The organism is Deinococcus roseus (assembly GCF_014646895.1).
GTDB classification, from domain to species: Bacteria; Deinococcota; Deinococci; order Deinococcales; family Deinococcaceae; genus Deinococcus_C; species Deinococcus_C roseus.
In genome coordinates this window covers 336588-357120 of record NZ_BMOD01000001.1, presented here as the reverse complement: position 1 = coordinate 357120, position 20533 = coordinate 336588, and the positions used below count along the sequence as shown (strand labels likewise).

At 55.8% G+C, this 20533-nt stretch carries 22 protein-coding genes; 5 read left to right on the top strand and 17 right to left on the bottom strand.

Annotated features, from left to right (window positions below; genetic code table 11):
• Positions 1–17: 17 nt before the first annotated feature.
• The 7 genes from secD to IEY52_RS01580 all read right to left on the bottom strand — a co-directional run bounded on the left by secD (position 18) and on the right by IEY52_RS01580 (position 7537).
• Entirely contained in the window at positions 18–2264 is a 2247-nt protein-coding gene (gene secD, locus IEY52_RS01610; RefSeq protein WP_188998820.1) for a protein translocase subunit SecD, read from the bottom strand.
• 95 nt (positions 2265–2359) lie between these two features.
• Entirely contained in the window at positions 2360–2698 is a 339-nt protein-coding gene (locus IEY52_RS01605) for a hypothetical protein (protein WP_188998818.1), read from the bottom strand.
• A 280-nt stretch (positions 2699–2978) separates the two neighbouring features.
• Positions 2979–4718, bottom strand: a complete 1740-nt coding sequence (gene infB / locus IEY52_RS01600; RefSeq protein WP_188998815.1) for a translation initiation factor IF-2 — start codon at positions 4716–4718, stop codon at positions 2979–2981.
• Positions 4718–4951 (bottom strand): DUF448 domain-containing protein, encoded by a 234-nt coding sequence (locus IEY52_RS01595; RefSeq protein WP_229684602.1) that lies wholly within the window; start codon positions 4949–4951, stop codon positions 4718–4720. The genes infB and IEY52_RS01595 overlap by 1 nt, the downstream gene beginning before the upstream one ends.
• Positions 4952–4954: 3 nt before the next feature.
• Positions 4955–6148, bottom strand: coding sequence for a transcription termination factor NusA (nusA, locus tag IEY52_RS01590; RefSeq protein WP_188998812.1), 1194 nt, complete (start codon positions 6146–6148; stop codon positions 4955–4957).
• Between the two features lie 21 nt (positions 6149–6169).
• Complete coding sequence (gene rimP / locus IEY52_RS01585) at positions 6170–6643, bottom strand: ribosome maturation factor RimP (RefSeq protein WP_188998808.1); 474 nt, start codon at positions 6641–6643, stop codon at positions 6170–6172.
• Positions 6644–6832: 189 nt separating this feature from the next.
• Complete coding sequence (locus IEY52_RS01580; RefSeq protein WP_188998805.1) at positions 6833–7537, bottom strand: septum site-determining protein MinC; 705 nt, start codon at positions 7535–7537, stop codon at positions 6833–6835.
• Positions 7538–7826: 289 nt separating this feature from the next.
• On the opposite strand from IEY52_RS01580, the gene IEY52_RS01575 reads away from it, so the two are divergent.
• Positions 7827–8195 (top strand): S1 RNA-binding domain-containing protein, encoded by a 369-nt coding sequence (locus tag IEY52_RS01575; RefSeq protein WP_188998803.1) that lies wholly within the window; start codon positions 7827–7829, stop codon positions 8193–8195.
• Between the two features lie 178 nt (positions 8196–8373).
• Positions 8374–9216: a formyltetrahydrofolate deformylase gene (gene purU, locus IEY52_RS01570; protein ID WP_188998800.1), complete on the top strand. Its 843-nt coding sequence runs from the start codon at positions 8374–8376 to the stop codon at positions 9214–9216.
• Between the two features lie 80 nt (positions 9217–9296).
• On the opposite strand, the gene IEY52_RS01565 is transcribed toward purU, so the two are convergent.
• Together IEY52_RS01565 and IEY52_RS01560 are read right to left on the bottom strand one after the other, a co-directional pair.
• Positions 9297–9749 (bottom strand): hypothetical protein, encoded by a 453-nt coding sequence (locus tag IEY52_RS01565; RefSeq protein WP_188998797.1) that lies wholly within the window; start codon positions 9747–9749, stop codon positions 9297–9299.
• A gap of 64 nt (positions 9750–9813) precedes the next feature.
• The gene (locus IEY52_RS01560) at positions 9814–10854 is read right to left on the bottom strand and encodes a CobW family GTP-binding protein (protein ID WP_188998794.1); all 1041 of its coding nucleotides are present in this window, start codon (positions 10852–10854) and stop codon (positions 9814–9816) included.
• A gap of 108 nt (positions 10855–10962) precedes the next feature.
• Here IEY52_RS01560 and IEY52_RS01555 point away from each other — a divergent pair, with 108 nt between their 5' ends.
• The gene (locus tag IEY52_RS01555) at positions 10963–11436 is read left to right on the top strand and encodes a hypothetical protein (protein WP_188998791.1); all 474 of its coding nucleotides are present in this window, start codon (positions 10963–10965) and stop codon (positions 11434–11436) included.
• 88 nt (positions 11437–11524) lie between these two features.
• On the opposite strand, the gene IEY52_RS01550 is transcribed toward IEY52_RS01555, so the two are convergent.
• The 8 genes from IEY52_RS01550 to IEY52_RS01515 all read right to left on the bottom strand — a co-directional run bounded on the left by IEY52_RS01550 (position 11525) and on the right by IEY52_RS01515 (position 18739).
• Positions 11525–11761 carry a hypothetical protein gene (locus tag IEY52_RS01550; protein WP_188998789.1) on the bottom strand — a complete coding sequence of 79 codons (237 nt, stop codon included), beginning with the start codon at positions 11759–11761 and terminating at the stop codon, positions 11525–11527.
• Positions 11762–11799: 38 nt separating this feature from the next.
• Complete coding sequence (locus tag IEY52_RS01545) at positions 11800–12648, bottom strand: NAD+ synthase (protein ID WP_188998785.1); 849 nt, start codon at positions 12646–12648, stop codon at positions 11800–11802.
• Positions 12645–13514, bottom strand: a complete 870-nt coding sequence (locus IEY52_RS01540) for a nitrilase-related carbon-nitrogen hydrolase (RefSeq protein WP_188998783.1) — start codon at positions 13512–13514, stop codon at positions 12645–12647. Before IEY52_RS01540 ends, IEY52_RS01545 begins: the two co-directional genes overlap by 4 nt.
• Entirely contained in the window at positions 13511–14986 is a 1476-nt protein-coding gene (gene nadB / locus IEY52_RS01535) for an L-aspartate oxidase (protein WP_188998780.1), read from the bottom strand. The genes IEY52_RS01540 and nadB overlap by 4 nt, the downstream gene beginning before the upstream one ends.
• An 86-nt stretch (positions 14987–15072) precedes the next feature.
• Positions 15073–16023 carry a quinolinate synthase NadA gene (gene nadA, locus IEY52_RS01530; RefSeq protein ID WP_188998777.1) on the bottom strand — a complete coding sequence of 317 codons (951 nt, stop codon included), beginning with the start codon at positions 16021–16023 and terminating at the stop codon, positions 15073–15075.
• A gap of 250 nt (positions 16024–16273) precedes the next feature.
• The gene (nadC, locus tag IEY52_RS01525; protein ID WP_188998774.1) at positions 16274–17107 is read right to left on the bottom strand and encodes a carboxylating nicotinate-nucleotide diphosphorylase; all 834 of its coding nucleotides are present in this window, start codon (positions 17105–17107) and stop codon (positions 16274–16276) included.
• Position 17108: 1 nt separating this feature from the next.
• On the bottom strand, positions 17109–17639 hold the full coding sequence (hpt, locus tag IEY52_RS01520) for a hypoxanthine phosphoribosyltransferase (protein WP_188998771.1): 531 nt from the start codon (positions 17637–17639) through the stop codon (positions 17109–17111).
• A 176-nt stretch (positions 17640–17815) separates the two neighbouring features.
• Positions 17816–18739, bottom strand: a complete 924-nt coding sequence (locus tag IEY52_RS01515; protein WP_229684601.1) for a diacylglycerol/lipid kinase family protein — start codon at positions 18737–18739, stop codon at positions 17816–17818.
• A gap of 111 nt (positions 18740–18850) precedes the next feature.
• Here IEY52_RS01515 and trpC point away from each other — a divergent pair, with 111 nt between their 5' ends.
• Together trpC and IEY52_RS01505 are read left to right on the top strand one after the other, a co-directional pair.
• Positions 18851–19630 (top strand): indole-3-glycerol phosphate synthase TrpC, encoded by a 780-nt coding sequence (gene trpC, locus IEY52_RS01510; protein WP_188998765.1) that lies wholly within the window; start codon positions 18851–18853, stop codon positions 19628–19630.
• Positions 19631–19692: 62 nt separating this feature from the next.
• Complete coding sequence (locus IEY52_RS01505) at positions 19693–20490, top strand: MBL fold metallo-hydrolase (protein ID WP_188998763.1); 798 nt, start codon at positions 19693–19695, stop codon at positions 20488–20490.
• Positions 20491–20533: the final 43 nt, after the last annotated feature.

The window sequence follows — 20533 nt, the reverse complement described above, 5'->3', positions numbered from 1 at the left end:
ATGGGGTTGCAAAGGGTTTAAGCTTTGGCAGGTTTTTTGCTGTTGGGTTTGTGGGTGGCGCGCCAGTTGTTGTAGAACACCACCATGGGAGCCACGATGTAAATGCTGGAGTAGGTTCCGATGATGATGCCCACCAGCAGGATCAGGGAGAAGTCCCGCAGAACACTCCCGCCCAGGAAGAACAGGCTCACCAGAGGCAGCATGGTGGTCACAGAGGTCATGATGGTGCGGGAAAGGGTCTGGTTGATGGAGGCGTTCACAATCTCCCGGAAGGGCTTGCCACGCATCAGCTTCAGGTTTTCACGCATGCGGTCCGACACGATGATCGAGTCGTTCAGGGAGTAACCAATCAGGGTCAGGATGGCAGCCACCGTGGAAATGGTGAATTCCAGGCCCAGCAGGGAGTACAGACCCATCACGATGCCCACATCGTGGATCACGGCCAGCACACTGCCCACCCCGAAGATCACATCGAAACGGAAAGCCACATACACCAGAATCAGGAACAGCCCCAGAATCACAGCTTTGAGGGTCTTGTCGGTCAGCTCTTTGCCCACCGTGGGACCCACTTTTTCAATCTGGGTGACCTGACCGCCATCCAGTTCGGTCAGGGTTTTGCGCAACTGGTCGCTGGTGGTGTCGGCAATTTCGCCCACCTTGACTGTGAACTGTGCCCCTTCAATGCCTGGAGTGACCGAACGCTGAATCACGGCAGCTTTGGGATCCACACCCTGAATGTCGGCGGTTTCCAGTTTGCTGCGCACATCCTCCACTTCAACAGAAGCTTTGGTGGCAACGGTGTAAGAGGTTCCTGCAGTGAAATCCACACCCAGATTGAAGCCCTTGACACCCACAATCACTGTGCCAATGATGGCCAGGGCCACACTGGCCGTGGTGATCATTGCAGCAGGTTTCATGAAATCAATGGTGGGGTGTTTGAAAGCAGCCCAGTCCGGAGCGGTGAATTGTCTGCGTTGGGCCATGGCGGTCATCATCCACTTGGAGAACACCAGGTTGGAGAAAGCAGAGGCGATCACACCCACGGCCAGGGTCACAGCGAAACCCTTAACGGCTCCGGTGGAGTAGTTGGCCAGGGCAAAAGCAGAGAGCAGGTGGGAAAGGTTCACATCAAAGATGGTCCAGAAAGAGTGGTTGAAGCCGTTGTTGACTGCTCCCCGGATCCCTTTGCCACGGCGCAGTTCTTCTTTGATGCGCTCGAAGGAAATCACGTTGCCGTCTACAGCAGCACCGATGGTCAGCACCAGACCGGCGATGCCAGGCAGGGTCAGGGTGGCACCCAGACCGCCCAGGATGCCCATGATGATCAGACCGGAGAACAGCAGGCCCACAGCAATGACCAGACCGAAGTACAGCCCGTAATAGTAGAAGGCAAACACAAACACCAGCCCAATGCCCACCAGTGAAGCAATGGCTCCACTCTTGATGGCATCTGCACCCAGTGAAGGCCCAATGGCACGCACTTCCACTTCTTTGAGGGGCACGGGCAGGGCACCAGACTTCAGCACCAGGGCCAGGTCGGTGGCTTCTTCAGAGGTGAAAGAACCGGTGATCTGACCGTTGGTGGACAGCACGCTCTGCAGGGTGGGAGCGCTCTTGATCTGGTTGTCCAGCACAATCGCCATGCGCTTGCCCACATTGGCACGGGTCAGGGTTTCCAGTTTTTTGGAGCCTTCGGGGGTGGTGGTGAAACTGACGGCCCAGCGGCCACCAGAATCGGCCTGGGCCTGGGCGTTCAGGATGATGTCCCCGGTGGCCACGGCTGGGCCGAGTTCAGAGACTTTCATCTCTGCATCGGTCTTCTGGGCAATGGCATCAGGAACGATGTGGAAGGTCAGCTTGGCGGTGGTGCCAATCAGCTTGCGGGCTTTGTCCTGCTCTTCAGGTTTGATGCCCGGAAGTTCGATCACCACACGGTCATTGCCCTGACGCTGCACGGTGGGTTCAGCGATCCCCAGGGCATTCACGCGGTTTTCCAGAATGGTTTTGGCCTTGTCCACATCGTCTGCAGTGGGATTGGCGGTGTCCACTTTCATGGTGACCCTCAGGCCACCTTGCAGGTCCAGACCCAGGTTCAGAAACTTGAAGTTCTCGGTCCACAGGGCAGTGGGGGTTTGTGGGTGCTGCCAGGGCCTCCAGATGCTGAGCAAAGAGCCCACGAGCACGGCCAGAATGACCAGGGTGGTCCAGATGGTGTTGGCGCCTGGTGCCTGTGCACGGCGCTTTTTGCGGGGGGCTTGATGCATTTTGCTCCTTGAATTCAGCAACCTGCCTGGGTTCAGGGGATTGCTGTTGCATGAAAAGAAAGGTTTTTAAGGGTGCGCCAATTCAGGAGCGGGAATCAGCCACCATCCAGCATCATTTTGCCCAGCCAGGGCAGGCTGTAAGGCAAAAAAAGCACCTTTTCCTTGACCTGCACGGTTCTGGCCAGGGCATGAACAAACCAGGGCAAGGTGAAAAACCTTGCAGGAGGAGAAGCTGCTTTGATGCTGGGAATTTGAGGTGCAGGAATGCTGCTGGTGGTCAGCTCAGGAATGGGCAGGGCCCGCAGGCTCACTTCGGCATGACGTGAACCCTGCACCCGCTCGTACTGCACACCCAGCCAGGGCAAAAGCGAAAAAACCAGAGGCAACAGCGCCTTGATCAAAAAAGGCACGGAAGACTTTGGTTGCGTTTGCATTGCCGGGATATTTTACAAGGAAATGGGAGGGAGTGCTAGGGGTTGTGGGTTCATGCCAAGGGCCGAGAGCCGAGAGCATGATGCAACGCCAATCAAAAGATCATGGTCATGGGTTGTATTTCTCTCAAGCCATGGCTCAGGTAGAAAGAGTTTCTCTCGTTCATCAAGGGGCTCTATACTTCACGTTGCTGTGATGCTGATTCCCGAAAAGCCCTGTACTCTCGGCCCCCGGCAACAAAAAAAGACCCGCATTTTGCGGGTCTTTTTTTGTTCGCAATTCTTAAGAGGGTGTCACTTCGACCATTTCACTGGCCTCGATGATGTCGCCTTCTTGGACTTCGTTCCAGTCCACGTTGATTCCGCACTCGAAGCCGGTCAGCACTTCACGGACATCGTCCTTGAAGCGTTTCAGGCCGATGATGGTGCCAGAATACACCTCTTTGCCCTTGCGCTTGACCACCACTTTGGCATTGCGCTTCAGCTTCCCATCCTGCACATAAGAGCCAGCGATGGTGCCGAATTTGGGGTGGGAGATGATCATGCGCACTTCGGCCTTACCGAGGTAACGCTCTTCGTAGACAGGCTCAACTTCTCCCTTCAGCAGGCGGTCCACTTCATCAATCAGTTCGTAGATGATGCGGAAGGTCTTCACATCCACGCCCTTCTGCTCGCCCGCTTTTTTCACGGGTGGAGCAGCGGTCACGTTGAAGCACAGGATGGTTGCGCCAGCAGTGGAGGCCAGCAGCACGTCTGATTCGCTGGGAGCACCGATTCCGGCCAGCATCACATTGATGTTGAGGTCGTCGGTTTTCTTGCGGGCCAGAATGCCCTGAATGGCTTCCAGAGAACCCTGGGTGTCGGCACGCAGGATCAGGTTGACCTCGCGGGTTTCGCCTTCCAGGGCACCAAACACATCGGAGAGGGAGAACTTGCGGCGGGTGGAGGCGGCCTCTTCGGCTTCCCGGCGTTCATTCACACGTTTGGCCACGATTTCGCGGGCCTCGTGCTCGTTCTTGGCGGAGACCACCATGTCGCCGCTCTGGGGGGCATCGGAGAAGCCCAGGATCTGCACAGGGGTGCTGGGTCCGGCCTTCTTGATGCGCTCACCGTAGGAATCCACCATGGCTTTGACTTTGCCGTAGTTTTCGCCCACCACCAGGAAGTCAGAGACATTGAGCTGGCCTTCTTGCACCATGATGTTGGTCAGCACTCCGGCCTGCTTGTCCACTTTGGCTTCCACCACGACGCCTTTGAATTCGCCATTGGGATCTGCACGGAACTCTTCAAGTTCGGCAATCAGGGAGATGTACTCGAGGAGTTCCTCGACCCCCTGACCGGTCTTGGCGCTGATCTCGGCGGTGATGGTCTGGCCACCGAATTCTTCGGGCACCAGCCCCAGGGCCATCAGGTCGTTTTTGACTTTCTGGGGATCTGCCCCGGGCAAATCCATCTTGTTGATGGCCACAATCAGGGGAATGTTGGCAGCTTTGGCGTGGGCCACCGCTTCACGGGTCTGGGGCATGATGGAATCATCTGCTGCAACCACAATGATGGCGATGTCTGCCACTTTGGCTCCACGGGCACGGATGCTGGTGAAAGCCTCGTGTCCGGGGGTGTCCACGAAGACAATTTTTCCGCGGCTGGTTTTGGCTTCAAAGGCACCGACGTGCTGGGTGATGCCCCCGGCTTCCTTGGCAGCCACTTTGGTCTTGCGGATGTAATCCAGCAGGCTGGTTTTCCCGTGGTCCACGTGACCCATGATGGTGACCACTGGAGCACGCAGGGGAATGCTGCCATCGTCTTCGTTGGGGGTTTCCGCTGCTGAAGCTTCTGCTTTCTTGGCGGATTTTGCGGGGGTTTGCTCTTCGGCAACCATGGTTCGGATCAGCTCAACAATGTCGTCATCGATGGTGCTGCTGGCAGATTTGTAATTCACGCCGAGGTCGTTCAGCACATCGAGCATTTTTTGGTTGTCGAGGCCTAACTCTTTCGCTAGGGTGTAGATGCGTACTTTGGACATCAAGACCTCCTGGTATTCAGTTGTTCGCTTAAACGCTGGGAACTTTTGCCCAGACGCCGGAGTTTTTTCTCATTCCAGCAGCCCTGAGAGTCCCCACACACGTAAGCGCCCCGCCCGAACCTGTCCTCATCCTGCATGACCCAGCCTTCAGCGGTCTTTCTGAACCGCAGCATCTCCGACTGGGGACGCTTTTTGCGGCAGGCAATGCAGGTGCGCTCGGGCGAAAAAGACACGGCTTACTCCTTCAGGTCCACATCACCCTCGGGGGTGGCACTGGCAACGGACTTGGAATCTTTGAAAAGGGCATCGAAAGCGGCACGTGCAGCTCCGGTGCTGGCTCCGGCAGGCTGTTTCTCGCCCTGTTCGGCGGCTTGCAGCATGGCAGCATCCAGATCACTGATGGCCTTGGTTTCGCGCAGGTCAATCTTGAAGCTGGTCAGCTTGGCGGCCAGACGCACGTTCTGTCCACCTTTGCCGATGGCCAGGGAAAGCTGGTCGGGCATCACCGTGACGGTGGCTTCTTTCTTGTCTGCGTCCACTTCAATGAAAGCGGCCTTGGCAGGGGAGAGGGCGTTTCGGATGAACTCTCTGGGGTTGGCATCCCACAGAATCACGTCCACACGCTCTTTGCCCAGTTCGCCGGTGATGGCCTGGATGCGGTTGCCACGGTGACCAATGCAGGCCCCGATGGGGTCCACGTTGGGGTTGCGGCTGAACACAGCCACCTTGGAACGCTGTCCAGCTTCGCGGGCAATGGACTTCACTTCCACGATGTTTTCGGCGACTTCAGGGATTTCCTGTTTCAGGAGGTAATCCAGCAGGCGTTCGTCTGCACGGGACACCAGAATGCTGGGGCCACGGTTGGTCTTCTTGACTTCCTTCAGGTAGACCTTGACGCGGTTGCCGTTCAGGAGTCTCTCGCCAGGGATCTGCTCTTTGGGGGGCAGGATGGCCTCGCCATGTCCGAGTTCAACAAAGACGTTGCCTTTGTTGTCCATTCGGACCACAGAAGCAGTCAGGACTTCGCCTTCGCGGTCCTTGTACTCGTTGAACACGATGTTGCGTTCGGCTTCACGCATGCGCTGGGTCAGCACCTGTTTGGTGGCCTGCAGGGCAATGCGGGTGAATTTCTCGCGCTCGACAGGGAATTCCATTTCCATGCCGATTTCCACTTCAGGATCCAGCTCCAGCGCATCTGCCAGTGAGATTTGCTTTTGCTCGTCCTCCATTTTCTCCACCACTTCACGGATGATCAAAACTTCGAGTTCGCCACTCTGGGCGTCCAGGTGCACCTCAATCCGCTTCTCGGGTTCCACGTTTCTGGTGTAGGCCTGCTGCAAGGCTTCTTCAAAGGCCTTGATCAACTGACCCTTGTCAATGTTGCGGGCAACGGCCAGATCATTGAGCGCATCCAAAAATTCTCTGTTCACGTTCTTTGCTCCTTACGGATTTCAGCGGTGACGGTCGGGAAACTCTGCCAGGTTGGCCTGAAAATCACCAATCCGCAGGGTGATGCCTTCGTCACCGTGGTCAAAAGTCACCAGATCACCGTTCACCTCTTTGATGGGTGCAGTGAAATTCTGTATGTTGGAACGCACTTTGGCTTTCAGGCCCAGCATGCGTTCAAAATGGCGCACGGTCTTGAGCGGACGTTTGGGTCCAGGAGACTCAAACTCCAGACGGTACTCCTTCTTGATGGGGTCCAGACGGTCAAACTCCAGACCCAGGGTCTGGCTGCAGAGTTGCAGGTCTTCGGTGGTGACAGGCTGTTCGTCCAGGCGGTCAATGCGCACCACCACAATGGGACTGCGCTGCGCGTTTTGCACCTGAATTTCCAGCACCTCGAACCCCAGAGGTTCCAGGATGTTGACGGCGATGCTCTCAAGATTCACTATGCACCTCCCCCATGATAAAAGGGTGGGCATACACCCACCCCTATGAACACAGGGATTCTTCGTTCAAGGCTGACCCTCAAACTGCATCGGACTCAAGCCCGAGACTACACTTGAGTATACGATATGCGGGGGGAAAATGCGAATTCCAGCGTCCAATGGTCGCCGCCAACTCCGGCCTCTCCTGTCAGGAGAGGAGCGCAGCAAAGCAAGCGGGTGAGGTCAGTGCTTGCTCGACTTCACAATCTCAATCACGATGTGGTCGTTTTCCAGCCTGGCCATCTCGGCATCGAAGTTCTCATTGCGGCGCATGGTGTCCATGACTTTGCCTTCTGGGGCACGGGCCACGGCTTTGCCAATGCGGATCTGTGGAGAGGCAATGGGTCTGGCCCAGATCACACTGGCTTCGTTGCCCTGTGCACCTGCGTGGGCCATGCCCCGGAGGGCACCTGTCACAATCACATCTCCACCAGCAATCAGTTCCACGCCAGGGTTGACATCTCCCACCACCACCAGGCTGCCAGGATGCTCGATGCGCATGCCAGAACGCAATTGCTGGGTCAGGATGCGGGTCTGCTGGGGCAGGATGGGCGCACTGATCTGGGAAGGTGGAGTTGGTGAAGGGCTGGATGATGGGCTGGCAGGAGCAGCAGAAGCAACAGAACCCTGAGATGGGCTGGAGGTGGGCTGGGCAGGTGCACGGCTTCCCATGGCAGGCCGGATGCTTTTCAGTTCTGCCCCCAGTTCCTTCAGGATGCCCTGGGTGTTTTCGATGAGCATCCAGGCGATGTCCTGTTCAATTTCAATGGAGACCTGGGCTTTGTTGAGCACCTGGGCCCGCTCGGTCAGCTGGGTATTCAGGCTTTCCAGGGTGTCTTTGCTTTCCAGCAGCAAGCTGAGGCCACTCAGCGTTCCACGCAATTTCATATCTGACTCATTCTACATGGAAAGCGTTCAGCGGTCAGCCATCAGCCGTCAGCCAGTGCGCTTTTCTCCTGATCGGTTGGATGCGGATGGGCTGAGGGCATTGGCATGCAGTCGCTGCTGCCCTTGCTGCTTTTTGTGTCGTTCCAGACCTCCAAATCAGCTGCATCTTGCTGACCTCTGAAAGCTGACCTCTGAAAGCTCTCTTGACCTTTTTCTCACCCTGGCTTCAGAGCACAACTTACCCACCTCTCATGGTGTACACTGTGGGAGCCTATGAAGGGAAAACAAAGTGGTATTTGAATCAGGAGCGGTGGTCACAGGGCGGGTTGCCCGCATTACGGATTTCGGTGCTTTCATTCAGTTCGAGAACGGTGAAGTGGGTCTGGTGCACATCTCCCAGATCGCTCACAGTTACGTGCGCAATGTCAGCGACTACCTGCAAGAAGGACAGACCCTGGAGGTCAAGGTCCTTGGACGCGACGAGAAGGGCCGTCTGGACCTTTCCATCAAGGAGCTGCAGGATGCTCCCGAGGAAATGCCCCGTCCCCGCATGATTGGCCGTCAGAGTCCCGAGTTTGAAAACAAATTGCGGTCCTTCCTGCGTGACGCCAAAGAGCGTGGTCCCGGTGAAAAGGGCGGCAAGAAGCGCAAGAAGTAAGATTTCATGACTGTGAGGCACCTTCGGGTGCCTTTAAATTTTATGGGTTCCTCTTGAAGATTTTTCTGTGTCAGCGCAGAAACTGCGGTTGGCTTCCAAACCTGCAACTGTCCCAGTGACTGCCGTATGCACGTATACGTTCTGTGTTCTGGCAGGGCAATGCTAGTATGACCTGACCATGACGGCCCGATTATTGATTCACTGTCCTGACCAGCCTGGAATTGTTGCTGCAGTTTCTGGTTTCCTCACCCAGCAGGGATGCAACATCATCCATGCCGATCAGCATGCCACCGCCAAGAGTGGCGGCGAATTCTTCATGCGCATCGAGTTTGAGCGTGGACGGGCCTCCGGCGAAATCCTCAAAGGGGCATTTCAGGCCATTGGAGACCAGTTCAGCATGGACTGGAGCATCAGTTTTGATGAAAAGAAACGCATGGCCATTCTGGTCTCCAAATACGACCATTGCCTGCTGGATTTGCTGTGGAGGCAGCGCAGGGGAGACCTGGAAGTGGACATTCCCCTGATCATCTCCAACCACCCGGACCTGAAAAACGATGCTGAATTCTTCGGGGTTCCGTTTTTCCATCTGCCTGTCACCCGGGGGAACAAGCAGGAGCAGGAACAGCGCATTCATGAACTGATGGTGGAACATGGGGTGGATTTTGCGGTGCTGGCCCGCTACATGCAGATCCTCTCTCCAGGGCTGGTGAGCAAGTGGCCCAACCGGATCATCAACATCCACCACAGCTTTCTGCCTGCTTTCATTGGGGCAAAACCTTACCATAGTGCTTTCCAGCGTGGCGTGAAAATCATTGGAGCAACGGCACATTACGTCACCAACGACCTGGATGAAGGTCCCATCATTGAGCAGGACGTGGTGCGGGTGTCCCACCGCCAGACCATTGAGGAACTGGTGCGTCTGGGAGGCGACATTGAGCGCCAGGTGCTGGCCCGTGCTGTGCGCTGGCAGGTGGAAGAACGCATTCTGGTCTATGAAAACAAGACTGTGGTGTTTTACTGAGGTGTTCTGCTGAGCTGAATCAGGCAGACAAAGACAAAGGCGGGTTTTGCCCGCCCTTTCTGTGTTTTGAACGGGATCCTTCAGGGTTTGCGGAGTTTGACCTTGTAGATCACCCCGAGCTCATCTTCGGTGGTGAAAGCATCCTGTCCGTCCAGCAGTCCATCCCGGTTGGTGTCTGCCCCGATGAAAAAAGTGTCTGCTGCCTGCCCGAAAGCTTTCTGGAACTCATCTGCAGTGATCAGGATGTTGCCGTCTCCGATTCTGGAAAGGGGCAGCCAGTTCTGCTTGTCGATGCTCACCAGCACCCGCGCATTGGGTGAAACGACAGTGAGCTGCACCAGATCAGTGTTTTCGGGGATGCCCAGTTGCAGGCTGATTCCTGTGATGGCCTCATTGATGGTGAAATCCTGCAGGTAGGTGATGACCTCTCCGGGCAGGGCCGAAGTTTTGTCGGCGGCCTGGATCAGGTTGTATTTTTCCTGGGCGAATGCAGTGGAGCAGATCATTGCAGCAAGCAGCAGGGTTCTTTTCATGCTTTCAGCTTAAAGGGGTTTGATGTGAAGTCCTCAAATGCAGCTCTGGATGGCTTCCAGAACCTCAAACCTGACAGGTGCCCTGAACCAGAGCAGGAGCCAGCAGGGCTTCAATTTCCTCTGCATCCACATCCTGCCCGATGAACACCAGTTCAGTGAAGGCTTCTGATGGGTTGTTCCATTCTCCCAGGGGCTCCAGAGTCAAAAAACGTCCAGTGTGGTTCCACAAAATGGCAGTGCTGCTGCCTGTGTAAATCCATCCTTTGGAACGGATGATGTTTCTGGGAAGGCCATTTTCCAGCACTTCATACAGGGATTCAAGGTCCAGAGGCATTTCTGGGCGGTAAACACAGGTGTTCAGCCCATAAGTTTCGCTTTCTGGTGTGTGTTCTTTTTCCAGTTCCAGCATCCAGGCATCCAGCTGGCTCATGAGGTCAAAGTCAAACAACTTTACGCCCAGAATCTCCTGTGCTGGAACAGCTCCACGGATGCCCTGGAGCACCCTGGCCCTGGGATTGGTGATGCCGATCAGCTCTTGCAGTTTTTGTACGTCTGCAGGGTCTGCAACATCCAGTTTGTTGAGCAGGATCAGGTTGGCAAATTCCAGCTGTTCCTGCAACAGCTGACCATAACCGCGTTCCAGATCGTCTCCTTCCATGGTGCCAGGACGCTGGTACATTTCAAAGAATTGGGCACTGTCCACCACGGTGACCATGGCATCAATGTGCACCCGTCCCAGCAGGTTGGGAAGGCCAGAATCGAGGTCCAGTTCTTCCGGGGTCAGGCAGAAGCTCTGGGCAATGGGCAGGGGTTCTCCGATGCCCGTGGACTCGATGATGATGTGGTCCACTTCGTGGGTGTTCAGCAAGTGGTCCACTGCTTCCAGCAAATCTCCGCGCAGGGTGCAGCAGATGCAGCCATTGGAAAGTTCGATGGTTTTCTCATCGGTGTGCACAATGGTGCTGGCATCGATGTTGATTTCGCCAAATTCATTGACGATCACGGCGATTTTATGGTTCTGGGATTGTTGCAGCAGGTGGTTGAGCAGGGTGGTTTTGCCACTGCCCAGAAAACCACAGAGCACGGTGATGGGGATGCTGTTCATACTGATTAATGATAATCAAATATCAATAAAAGTCAAGATGAAGGTGAATTTTGTGTGATCTCATGCAATTCATGAGGGTTGTCTCTAGAGTGGTGCGCTGGAGGAAACATGAAAAAATTTGTGATGGTCAGCATTCTGGCCCTGATGGGCAGCACACTTGCAGCAGGGAAAACCTACATTCTGGGGGGTTCTGGAGCAGACGCCAATTTTGTCAGCAACGGCAAAGGTGCAGCGGCTTTTTCCGCCAGCATCGGTCTGGGTGCAGAAAAATTTCTGGGTGACTTTGACGGTCGTCTGGAAGCCAGCTTTGGTGTTTTTGGGGGCAGCTTCGGAATGGGCCTCAATGCAGACGTGCTTTATCCCTTTGGCAAGAGCGATGTGAAGCCCTACATTGGTGCAGGTCTGGGTTTTGGCATCGGCAACAACAGCACCAGCGTGATGCTGCGTGGCGTGCTGGGTGCAGATTTTGAATTCACCAAAACCGCTTCTTTCTTTGCAGAACTGGAGCCCAATGTGGTTTTTGTGGGCGGCGGCAACTCGGTGAACCTGAGTGGACGTTTTGGCCTCAAAGTTTTCTTCTGAACTTCAGAACAACAGAAAAACGGCCCTGACCAGGCCGTTTTCTTGTTTCTGAATGTGGGTTTGTGTCTGTGGTTGTCAATGCAGGAGATCAAGCTTTTTTCAGCAAGGGAAGCCTGTTCAGCAACCTGAATTGTTTCAGGACCACCAGACCCAGCCACAGACCCAGACTCCCATAAAAGAGTGTCCAGCTGGGAAAAGCAGCGATCAGCACAATGTGGGCTGGGACCAGCAAAGCCCACCAGCCAAACAGCCGCAACAGGCCACACCAGAGCACCTGAACCAACACATCTGCCAGCACAGAGAAAACAAAAAACAAGATTTGCATGCCACAGTTACGGGTTGCAGCTTGAAAAAGTTGCGGGTTTATTTGATCCTGAAATCCAGAGGCCTAAGGTAGAACTCGTTGATGGCGGTGCTGCTGACCACGGCTGTGGCCGGGGTGGTGCGTTTCCAGTGGGTGCGGTTCACCAGGGTTTTCACCCGCTCGATTTCAGCAGCAGTGTACCCCAGGCTTTCGATGTAAGCATCTGGGTAGCCTTTCAGGTAGTGTTCCAGAATGACATCGGCCCTTTTGTATGTGATGCCCAGATCACCTTCATCGGTCTGGCCTGCTTCCAGGTCTGCAGTGGGGGCCTTGTGCAGCACGGTGTCTGGTACCCCAACATGTTCAGAGAGACCCCACACCTGGGTTTTGTAGAGGTCGCCCAGAGGGTTGATGGGTGGGGTGTCATCGGCATGCCAGGTGAAGTAACCAAAGAGGCGTTCAGTCTTGTTTCCAGTGCCCAGGGTGAGGGCGTGGTGTTTCTCAGACTGGTCAAAGAGCACCATCATGCGGCTTCTGGCCATCAGGTTGCCTTTGCGTCTGGCGGTCATTTCAGGATCGGTCTGGGCGTAGCCTTCCACAATGGGGGTGATGTCTACGGTGTCCAGCTTGACCCCGAAGGCATCGCAGACCAGCTTTGCGTGTTCAAAAGAGGTGGGGGCAGAACGCTGGTGGGGCATGGCAACTGCATGCACATTTTCTGCTCCCAGAGCACGCACGGCCAGGGCCAGGGTCAGGGCAGAATCCACCCCTCCACTCACTCCGATCAGGCCTTTTTGGTAGCCCCTCCAGGCCAGTTCTTCCCGGATGAAGCGCTCCAGATACTGGGCAAGCAAAGGGTAATTGAGGTCCAGTGCTTCACTGCCCCGGTTTGCTTTGAGGATTTTCATTTCTCACCTCTGTGCACCACACGGCTGAGGTCTGGCAGGATCGAAGGCAGGTTGCCTTGCAGGTCTGCCAGCAAGGGATTGTCATAACGTACAGCAGGAATGCGTTCCAGATCGATTTCTGCCAGCAGTGCAGTTGCTTCAAAAGCAGGAGCAGAAACCATGATTTTCCCTTCTGGACTCACGATCAGGCTTCCTCCCACCATGCCTTTGCCCCCCTCAAACCCGATCAGGGAACTGAGCAGGGTGTACACGCCATGCTCGGCAGAAACGGCCTGAGCGAGCGCACTCCAGCGCTCCATATTGCCAGGGTTCTGGGAAGCAAAACCACGGGCAGGACTGGCAGAGGGCACATAAACCATCTGGGCTCCGTCCAGAGCAATGATGGTGCTGGTGACAGTGTGCCAGAAATCCTCGCAGATCAGCATGCCCACCCGACCAAAGCGGGTGTTGAAGGCCTGTATGCGGGAACCTCTGGACAGGTACCGCTCCTCATCGAAGACCCCGTAGGTGGGCAGGAACACCTTGCGGTGCACGTGCAGGATACCCCTTCCTCCCAGTTCCAGATAAGCGCAGGAATTGAAGAAGGTGCCGCCTTCCCGCTCGTAAAAACCGACCACCAGATCCAGCACCCCGGTCCATTCCAGGCTCTGGTACATCTCCTGCAAGAGGGCCAGCAATTCCTGCTGGGTGAGGGCCAGTTCCCGCACACCGCCTTGCAGAAAGTAAGCGGTCAGGAAAGCTTCTGGGAGCACCACCACATCGGGAGACTCGGCTTTGAGGTCCAGCAGAGCGGATTTCAAAAGCTCAAGGTTGCCTTTAATGTTGCCTTTTTCGGGTTTGAGCTGCAAAACAGCGTGTTTGATCATAAAGTCTCCAGCAGGGGAGGGATCTGAAAGAGGCTGTGCCTCACCTCGTCCAGTTCGGGGTAATCGGTGCGGAAGTGGCCACCTCTGGACTCTTCCCGCTGCAATGCACCCCTCAGGACGGTTTCGGCAATGCGGGAGAGGTTTCCGGCTTCCAGTTCTTCAATGGTTCCATTGGATGGCGTGGGTCTGGGCAAATCGGAGAGGGCCACACGCAGGGTTTCTGCAGTGCGGTTGATGCCTGCCCCATCCCGAATCACCTGCTGCACGCTGGCCTTGCTGTCCACCGTTTCCAGCAGGGTTCTGGAGGCAGGATCTTCAAACTTGAGGTCTTTTAAAGCAGCATCCACAGCCCGCACCCCGAACACCAGACCTTCCGGGAGGGAGTTGCTGGCCAGACGGTTGGCTCCGTGAAGCCCCGAAGAAGCGACCTCTCCGGCAGCATAAAGCCCATCCAGGGTGGTTTTGCCGTTCACATCGGTCAAAATGCCCCCAATGGTGTAATGCACCGCTGGACTGACCGGAACCAGCTCCGTGCTGATGTCCACGCCCTGAGAAAGCAGGCGTTTGTAAATGCTGGGGAAACGGTGCTGCACAAATTCTGCCCCCAGGTGCCTGAGGTCCAGGAAGACTTTGCCGGTTCGGGTTTCTTCGGAGGCGATGGCCCGGGCGACCACATCTCTGGGGGCCAGTTCTCCCTGAGGGTCGTACTGCTGCATGAAGCGTTCCATGTGGTTGTTCAGCAGGATGGCCCCTTCACCCCGCGCAGCCTCGGTGATCAGGAGGCCCCGGTTGCCTGCCAGATACACGGTGGGGTGAAACTGCACAAATTCCATGTCCCGCAGCACGGCCCCGGCCCGGTAAGCCAGAGCAATGCCGTCTCCGGTGGCTTCTTCGGGTGCAGTGGTGACCGGGTAAAGCTGCCCAAAGCCTCCAGAGGCCAGCAAAACCGCTCCCGCCAGATGGTTCTGGTTCTGGGTCTGTACCCCTACCACCCTTCCAGATTCTGAGATCAGCAGGGCCTGCACAAAAGCCCCCTCCAGCACTTCAATGCCCTGATCTCTGACGGCCTGGGTGAGGGTCACACTTACAGCCCGCCCAGAAGCGTCCCCCCAGGCATGAAACACCCTGGCATGGCTGTGACCGCCTTCCAGGGTCTGGTGGTCCTCGAAAGGCACCCCATAAGACAGCAGTTTGTGCAGGTGCTGCCCCGCCTCCTCCACAAAAAGGCGCACCGTCTGTTCATCGCAAAGGCCGCGCCCGGCTTTCAGGGTGTCCTGAATGTGCGGCTCAATGTCTTCAGGGCTGGTGGGGAAGGCCAGCCCACCCTGGGCCCAGAAGGTGGAACCACTTTCCAGGTTGGCTTTGCTGATCAGCAGCACCTTCAGGCCCAGGCTCCGGGCATGCAGGGCTGCGTACAGGCCGGTGATTCCGCTGCCAACAATCAGCAGGTCATGGTTCTGGTGGGTTTGCATCTGGATCAGACCTCCTTTTGAGTGTGCAGGGCAGAAAGAAAGGCACAGTCAAACTGTGCCTCCCTGTTTTGCTTCTGTTCTGGCAATCACCCGATCTGGATCATGCGCTCGATGCTCTTGAGGGCTTTCTGGGCCACCTCTTCAGGCACACTGACCTGGTTGTTCAGGTCGCGCAGGGTCTCATAGACGTTTTCCAGGGTGATCATTTTCATGTATTCGCACAGGGCGGTGCGGTTCACGGGAATGAAGTTCTTTTCAGGGACTTCGCGCTTCAGGCGGTGCACCATGTCAATTTCCGTGACCACAATGAAGTCTTTTGCTTCAGACTGTCTGGAGTGGCTGATCATGGCTTCCGTGGAAAGCAGGGGGGTGTCCGGGAAGTTGTAAATGGCATGGCTGGCACAGCCACATTCCGGGTGAATCAGGAACTCGGCACCAGGGTTCTGGGCTTTCTGGGCGTCGATGTCGTCGGGTCGGATGCCAGCATGCACATGGCACTCTCCCAGCCAGATGTCCAGTTTGCGTCCGGTCTGGCGTTCCACGTGGGCCGCCAGGAACATGTCCGGGGCAAAGAAAATCTTTCTGTCCTGAGGCAGGGAGTTCACCACGGCCACAGCGTTGCCACTGGTGACGCAGTAATCGGCTTCTGCTTTGACATCTGCAGTGGTGTTGACGTAAACCACCACCAGGCCATCTGGATTGTCTTTTTTCCAGGCCCGCACGTCCTCTGCAGTGATGGTGTCTGCCAGAGAGCAACCAGCGTTGAGGTTGGGAAGCAGCACCCTTTTCTCTGGGTTGAGGATGGCGGCGGTTTCTGCCATGAAGTGCACGCCCGCAAAGACGATCACCTCGGCCTCGGTTTTTGCGGCCTGGCGGGCCAGACCCAGCGAATCCCCGACGTAGTCTGCGACTTCCTGCACTTCGGGGCGCTGGTAATTGTGGGCGAGAACCACCGCTTTTTTCTCTGTTTTCAGGCGCTGAATTTCGGCTTTCAGCTCTGCAGGGGTGCGGAAGGGTTCCAGTTGGATCAGGTTCATCAAGTCACCTCTGTGGTTGCGACTGTGGTTGCGCCTCAGGGAGCAGGCCTGGAATTCAGGCCTCTTTCTCTCATAATAGCTCCAGATCTCTATGGGAATTATGAGTTGAGTTATGGTTTTCGCGTAACTTTGTCAGGAACGTGTAAAACAAAATTGCAGTTGCAAACCATCCCATAATCAAGCAACCACCCAAAAAAAGACAGTCCGGGCCTGCACCAGAAACGTGCAGCATCAGACTGTCATTGTTGGGTCAGGCCAGCCGAACATCCAGCGAAATGTCCAAACTTGTTGCAGAATGGGTCAGTGCGCCCACGCTCACAAAATCCAGACCAAAATTTTTGATGCGTCCCAGACGCTCTATGGTCATGTTGCCACTGGCTTCCAGGGAAATCTGTGGATTCAGTTCATTTCTGATGCGCACGGCTTCCTGCAGGTTCTGGTCGTCCATGTTGTCCAGCATGATGCGGTCTGCACCAGACCCAATGGCCTCACGCAACTGCTCCAGAGACTCCACTTCGCATTCAATCTTGATCAGGTAGAAGCGCTCTTTGGCGGCCTGAATGGCTTTTTGTACGCCACCTGCAGCCACCACGTGGTTGTCCTTGATCAGCAGGCCATCGTCCAGGCCAAAACGGTGGTTGACGCCTCCTGCAGCACGCACCGCAGCTTTCTCCAGATCCCGCCACAGGGGCGTGGTTTTGCGGGTGTCCAGCACTTTGGTGTTGCTGTCTCCCAGCGCATTTACAAAGGCTTTTGTCAGGGTGGCGACACCTGAAAGGCGCTGCATCAGGTTCAGGGCCAGACGTTCACCCAGCAAAATGCTCTGCATGCTGCCCGTGACTTTGCCCAGCACCTGCGGTTGCAGATCGCTGCCATCCTGCACATCCCAGTTCACCTGCAGATTGGGATCCACCAGATGAAACACTTCTCTGGCGACTTCCAGGCCAAACACCACACCGGGGCTTTTGAGTTTCAGAAACCCGATGCCCTGCTGCCCTGCAGGCACCGTGGACAGGGTGGTGACATCTCCACGCCCAATGTCTTCCTGAAGCGCGTACTTCAGGCGCTCTGCTAAACCCAGCATCTCAGGACTCTTGAGAGGTGATGAAAGAGAGGTTGCGGTCCCGCTGTGAACGGTCCAATCCGAAGCCATACACGAAAGCATCCGGGATCTCGAAGCCCACGTACTCCACAGGCACCTGCACCTTGCGACGGGAAGGTTTGGACAGCAGGGCAGCCACCTTCAGGCTGGCAGGCTGACGCCCCTCCAGATAATGCAGCAGGTAATTCATGGTGATGCCGGTGTCCACAATGTCCTCCACCAGAATCACATGGCGGTTGGAAATGGGCAGGCTCAGGTCCTTGATCAGTTTGACTTCACCGCTGGACTGCTTGGCATTGCCATAAGAAGACACCGCCAGAAAATCCACGGTCAGGGGCAAACCAATGGCCCGGACCAGGTCGGCATGGAACAGAAAAGCACCGTTGAGCACACAAATCAGGTGGGGCTCCTGACCTGCGTAATCGTGGGTGATCTGCTCACCAATTTCTTTGATGCGCTGCTGAATGGTCTCAGCGCTGATTTGAACTTCTCCGTTACCAGGGGAAAACACCATATCCAGAAGAGTTTAACACGGCTGGACAGCACAGGGCAGGAAGGCAGGGTCGAAAATTTCGTGCAGGGAGGTGTTTTTGCCGAGGGCCAAGCCCTTGAAATGCAAAAGCTTCAGCCAAATGTCAGATTCAGAAGCGCCAGCTAAAGTTTTACAGATTTGCCCTCGGCTCTCGGCCTCTAAGTCGCCAGTTCCTCTTTCTCCCTTGCCCGGATCATCCTGACGGCTCTTGGCAGCACACGGGCATGAATGGGGGTGCAGGCGTCCTCCACCACCTCACCGTCATATTGCACGGGAAGGGTGGGGTCGGTGTGGATGGTGATTTCCTTGCAGTGGTAGACCTCGATGCGGTCTCCATAATCCACTTTTCCCACCTTGAGGTGGGCCTTGATGCTCTCGATGATGCTGGGCACCAGGGCCAGAGGGGTGTTGCCTTTCAGCACGATGATGGTGAACAGGCCATCGCTGGGATCGATGCCTTCTGTGATGGGAATGCCGAAGGTGGCCATGCCAAAATTGGCGATCATCACGCTCATGCCCCGGGTCTTGACGGTTTTCCCGTCCATTTCCAGGGTGATGTCGGCCTCTGGGACTGCAATTTTTTTGAGCATGGCGACCACATAAGCTGCCACACCCAGGGTGGGTTTGAGTTCCTCGCTGGCGTGGATCATCTCTGCATCCAGACCGACTCCGGCCAGCATGGTAAAGCCATATTGCTTGGTGCCCACCACCAGCTCTGCAAGGTCAATTCGGGAGGATTCTCCGTTTTCCAGCAGGTCATACAGCGTTTCTGCATTGTCCTGAATGCCCAGATTGACTGCAATCAGGTTGGCGGTCCCTGCAGGGAAGGTGAGCAGGGGGATGTCTTTTCCCGATAGAGCATGGGCCACACAGCTGATGGTGCCGTCCCCTCCGGCAGCCACCACCGCTTGAAAGTTGTCGGTGTCTGCGGTGAGGGCTTCGGGGGTGGTTTCCCGGCTGAGTTCCCGTTCCACCACATTGATCCCTTTTTCGATCAACAAATCCCGGAATTCGTGAAGGTGGTGGTTCCCCCGACCTGCTTTTTTGTTTTCAATGATCAGCACATTCTGCATGTCTTTCATGTTAGTGAGCATTTTGACTGTTGAAGGGTGAGAAGGCTTACAGCCAGCCAAGGGTCAAGGTTCGTTAAACGACTTTCTTTCTGTGACCAGCCAAGTCGGTAGAATGCTTTCATGCGTTTACCCGACCTTACCCGAGTCCCTGGTGTGCTGGGAGAGATCTGCACCCTGCGGGCTCAGGATTACCAGCTTCCCATCACCACCGATTTTCCACAGCAGGAAAAATCCTGCCGTTTTGAAACTGCCCTCAGAAGCCAGCCTCTGGCCCTGATTGCTGAGGTCAAGCAGGCCAGTCCTTCTCTGGGGGCCATCGCTGAACTGGACCCTGTGGATGCTGCCCTGTCATATCAACGGGGTGGAGCCAGTGCCATCAGCGTCCTGACCGAGGAGCGTTACTTCAAAGGTTCCCCGGATTTTCTCAAAGCCGTGGTGGCAAAAGTGGAGATTCCAGTGCTGCGCAAGGATTTCGTGCTGCACCCCAGGATGATTGAAGAGGCCCGTGAATGGGGAGCCAGTGCCGTCCTTTTGATGGTTTCCGTGCTGGGAGATCTGATCGGGGAGTACCTGGAGTACACCCACCACTGTGGTCTGGATGCCCTGGTGGAAGTGCACACTGCTGAAGAACTGGACATCGCCCTGGCTGCAGGTTGCAAAATCATCGGGGTGAACAACCGCGACCTCACCACCCTGAAGATCGATCTGGAGGTTTCCCCCAGACTGATTGCAAAAGCCAGAGCTGCAGGGTTTGAAGGGGTGCTGATTGCCGAGAGCGGTTACTCCACTCCAGAGCAACTGGCAGAAATTCGAGGAATTGCAGATGCCGTGCTGGTGGGATCCAGCCTGTCAGGAAGCGGCAGCCTGGAAGAAGCCACCCGTGAACTCCTGAAGGTTTGATCTCTGTTAAACGTGCAGGAGGGCCAGCACATGCCCTCCTTTGTGCTGGGAGGAGCATTCAAATGCCACAACTGGTTTTCATGGGAACTTCCGATTCCAGAGGGGTGCCCCGTTTTTATTGTGATTGTGCGGTCTGCGAGGAGGCCAGAAGCACCGGTCAGAACCGCAGAACCCGCTCCAGCCTGCTGATTCAGGAAGATGCTGGTTCAACTTCTCAGAATGTACTGATCGACATTGGACCGGATTTCCAGACCCAGGCTTTGCGGGAAGACCTCAGAAAAGTGGACGGCCTCTTGATCACCCATGCCCACAACGACCATGTGCTGGGCCTTGGGGATTTGCTGGACTTCATGTACTACGGCAGTAACGATTTGCCCATGTACGCCTCCGAAGAAGTCATCCCAATGGTCAAAGCCCGCTTTGCTTACGTGAAGTTGCAGGACTGGCTCAAACCTGTGACTTCTGAACTGATGCTGGCAGGGTATCAGGTGTCTGCTTTTAAAGTGCCCCACGGGGCAAATGGTTTCAGTTATGCCTACCGTTTTGAAAAGCCCGATTTCTGCTGGGTGTACTGCCCCGACAGCATCAACATCCCCGAAGAAACCGAGCAGACCCACATGATGAACCTGGATTTGCTGATCCTGGGCACCTCTTACTGGCATGAATCTTACGAGATGAAGTACCGCAGTGTCTACGATGTGCAGGAAGCGCTGGCCTTGCCATCTGTTCAGTCTGCAAAACAGGTGATCTTCACCCACATGAGCCACGACATTGATGCCAGAAGGGTTTTAAATGGAGAAACCAGACTTCCCGAAAAGGTGCGTCTGGCCTCTGATGGATTGCGGGTCTGGGTGTCGTAGAAAGTCCCCCTGAAGGGGGGACAGCACAAGCGCAGGGGGTGCA

Coding starts and splice junctions, on each gene's coding strand:
- purU (WP_188998800.1), top strand. CDS start 8,374: ATGACGGCCCGATTATTGATTCACTGTCCTGACCAGCCTGGAATTGTT.
- nadB (WP_188998780.1), bottom strand. CDS start 14,986: ATGCAAACCCACCAGAACCATGACCTGCTGATTGTTGGCAGCGGAATC.
- secD (WP_188998820.1), bottom strand. CDS start 2,264: ATGCATCAAGCCCCCCGCAAAAAGCGCCGTGCACAGGCACCAGGCGCC.
- IEY52_RS01540 (WP_188998783.1), bottom strand. CDS start 13,514: ATGATCAAACACGCTGTTTTGCAGCTCAAACCCGAAAAAGGCAACATT.
- IEY52_RS01545 (WP_188998785.1), bottom strand. CDS start 12,648: ATGAAAATCCTCAAAGCAAACCGGGGCAGTGAAGCACTGGACCTCAAT.
- IEY52_RS01550 (WP_188998789.1), bottom strand. CDS start 11,761: ATGCAAATCTTGTTTTTTGTTTTCTCTGTGCTGGCAGATGTGTTGGTT.
- rimP (WP_188998808.1), bottom strand. CDS start 6,643: ATGCCCACCCTTTTATCATGGGGGAGGTGCATAGTGAATCTTGAGAGC.
- infB (WP_188998815.1), bottom strand. CDS start 4,718: ATGTCCAAAGTACGCATCTACACCCTAGCGAAAGAGTTAGGCCTCGAC.
- IEY52_RS01605 (WP_188998818.1), bottom strand. CDS start 2,698: ATGCAAACGCAACCAAAGTCTTCCGTGCCTTTTTTGATCAAGGCGCTG.
- trpC (WP_188998765.1), top strand. CDS start 18,851: ATGCGTTTACCCGACCTTACCCGAGTCCCTGGTGTGCTGGGAGAGATC.
- nadA (WP_188998777.1), bottom strand. CDS start 16,023: ATGAACCTGATCCAACTGGAACCCTTCCGCACCCCTGCAGAGCTGAAA.
- IEY52_RS01505 (WP_188998763.1), top strand. CDS start 19,693: ATGCCACAACTGGTTTTCATGGGAACTTCCGATTCCAGAGGGGTGCCC.
- IEY52_RS01580 (WP_188998805.1), bottom strand. CDS start 7,537: ATGAAATTGCGTGGAACGCTGAGTGGCCTCAGCTTGCTGCTGGAAAGC.
- IEY52_RS01560 (WP_188998794.1), bottom strand. CDS start 10,854: ATGAACAGCATCCCCATCACCGTGCTCTGTGGTTTTCTGGGCAGTGGC.
- IEY52_RS01555 (WP_188998791.1), top strand. CDS start 10,963: ATGAAAAAATTTGTGATGGTCAGCATTCTGGCCCTGATGGGCAGCACA.
- IEY52_RS01515 (WP_229684601.1), bottom strand. CDS start 18,739: ATGAAAGACATGCAGAATGTGCTGATCATTGAAAACAAAAAAGCAGGT.
- nadC (WP_188998774.1), bottom strand. CDS start 17,107: ATGCTGGGTTTAGCAGAGCGCCTGAAGTACGCGCTTCAGGAAGACATT.
- IEY52_RS01565 (WP_188998797.1), bottom strand. CDS start 9,749: ATGAAAAGAACCCTGCTGCTTGCTGCAATGATCTGCTCCACTGCATTC.
- hpt (WP_188998771.1), bottom strand. CDS start 17,639: ATGGTGTTTTCCCCTGGTAACGGAGAAGTTCAAATCAGCGCTGAGACC.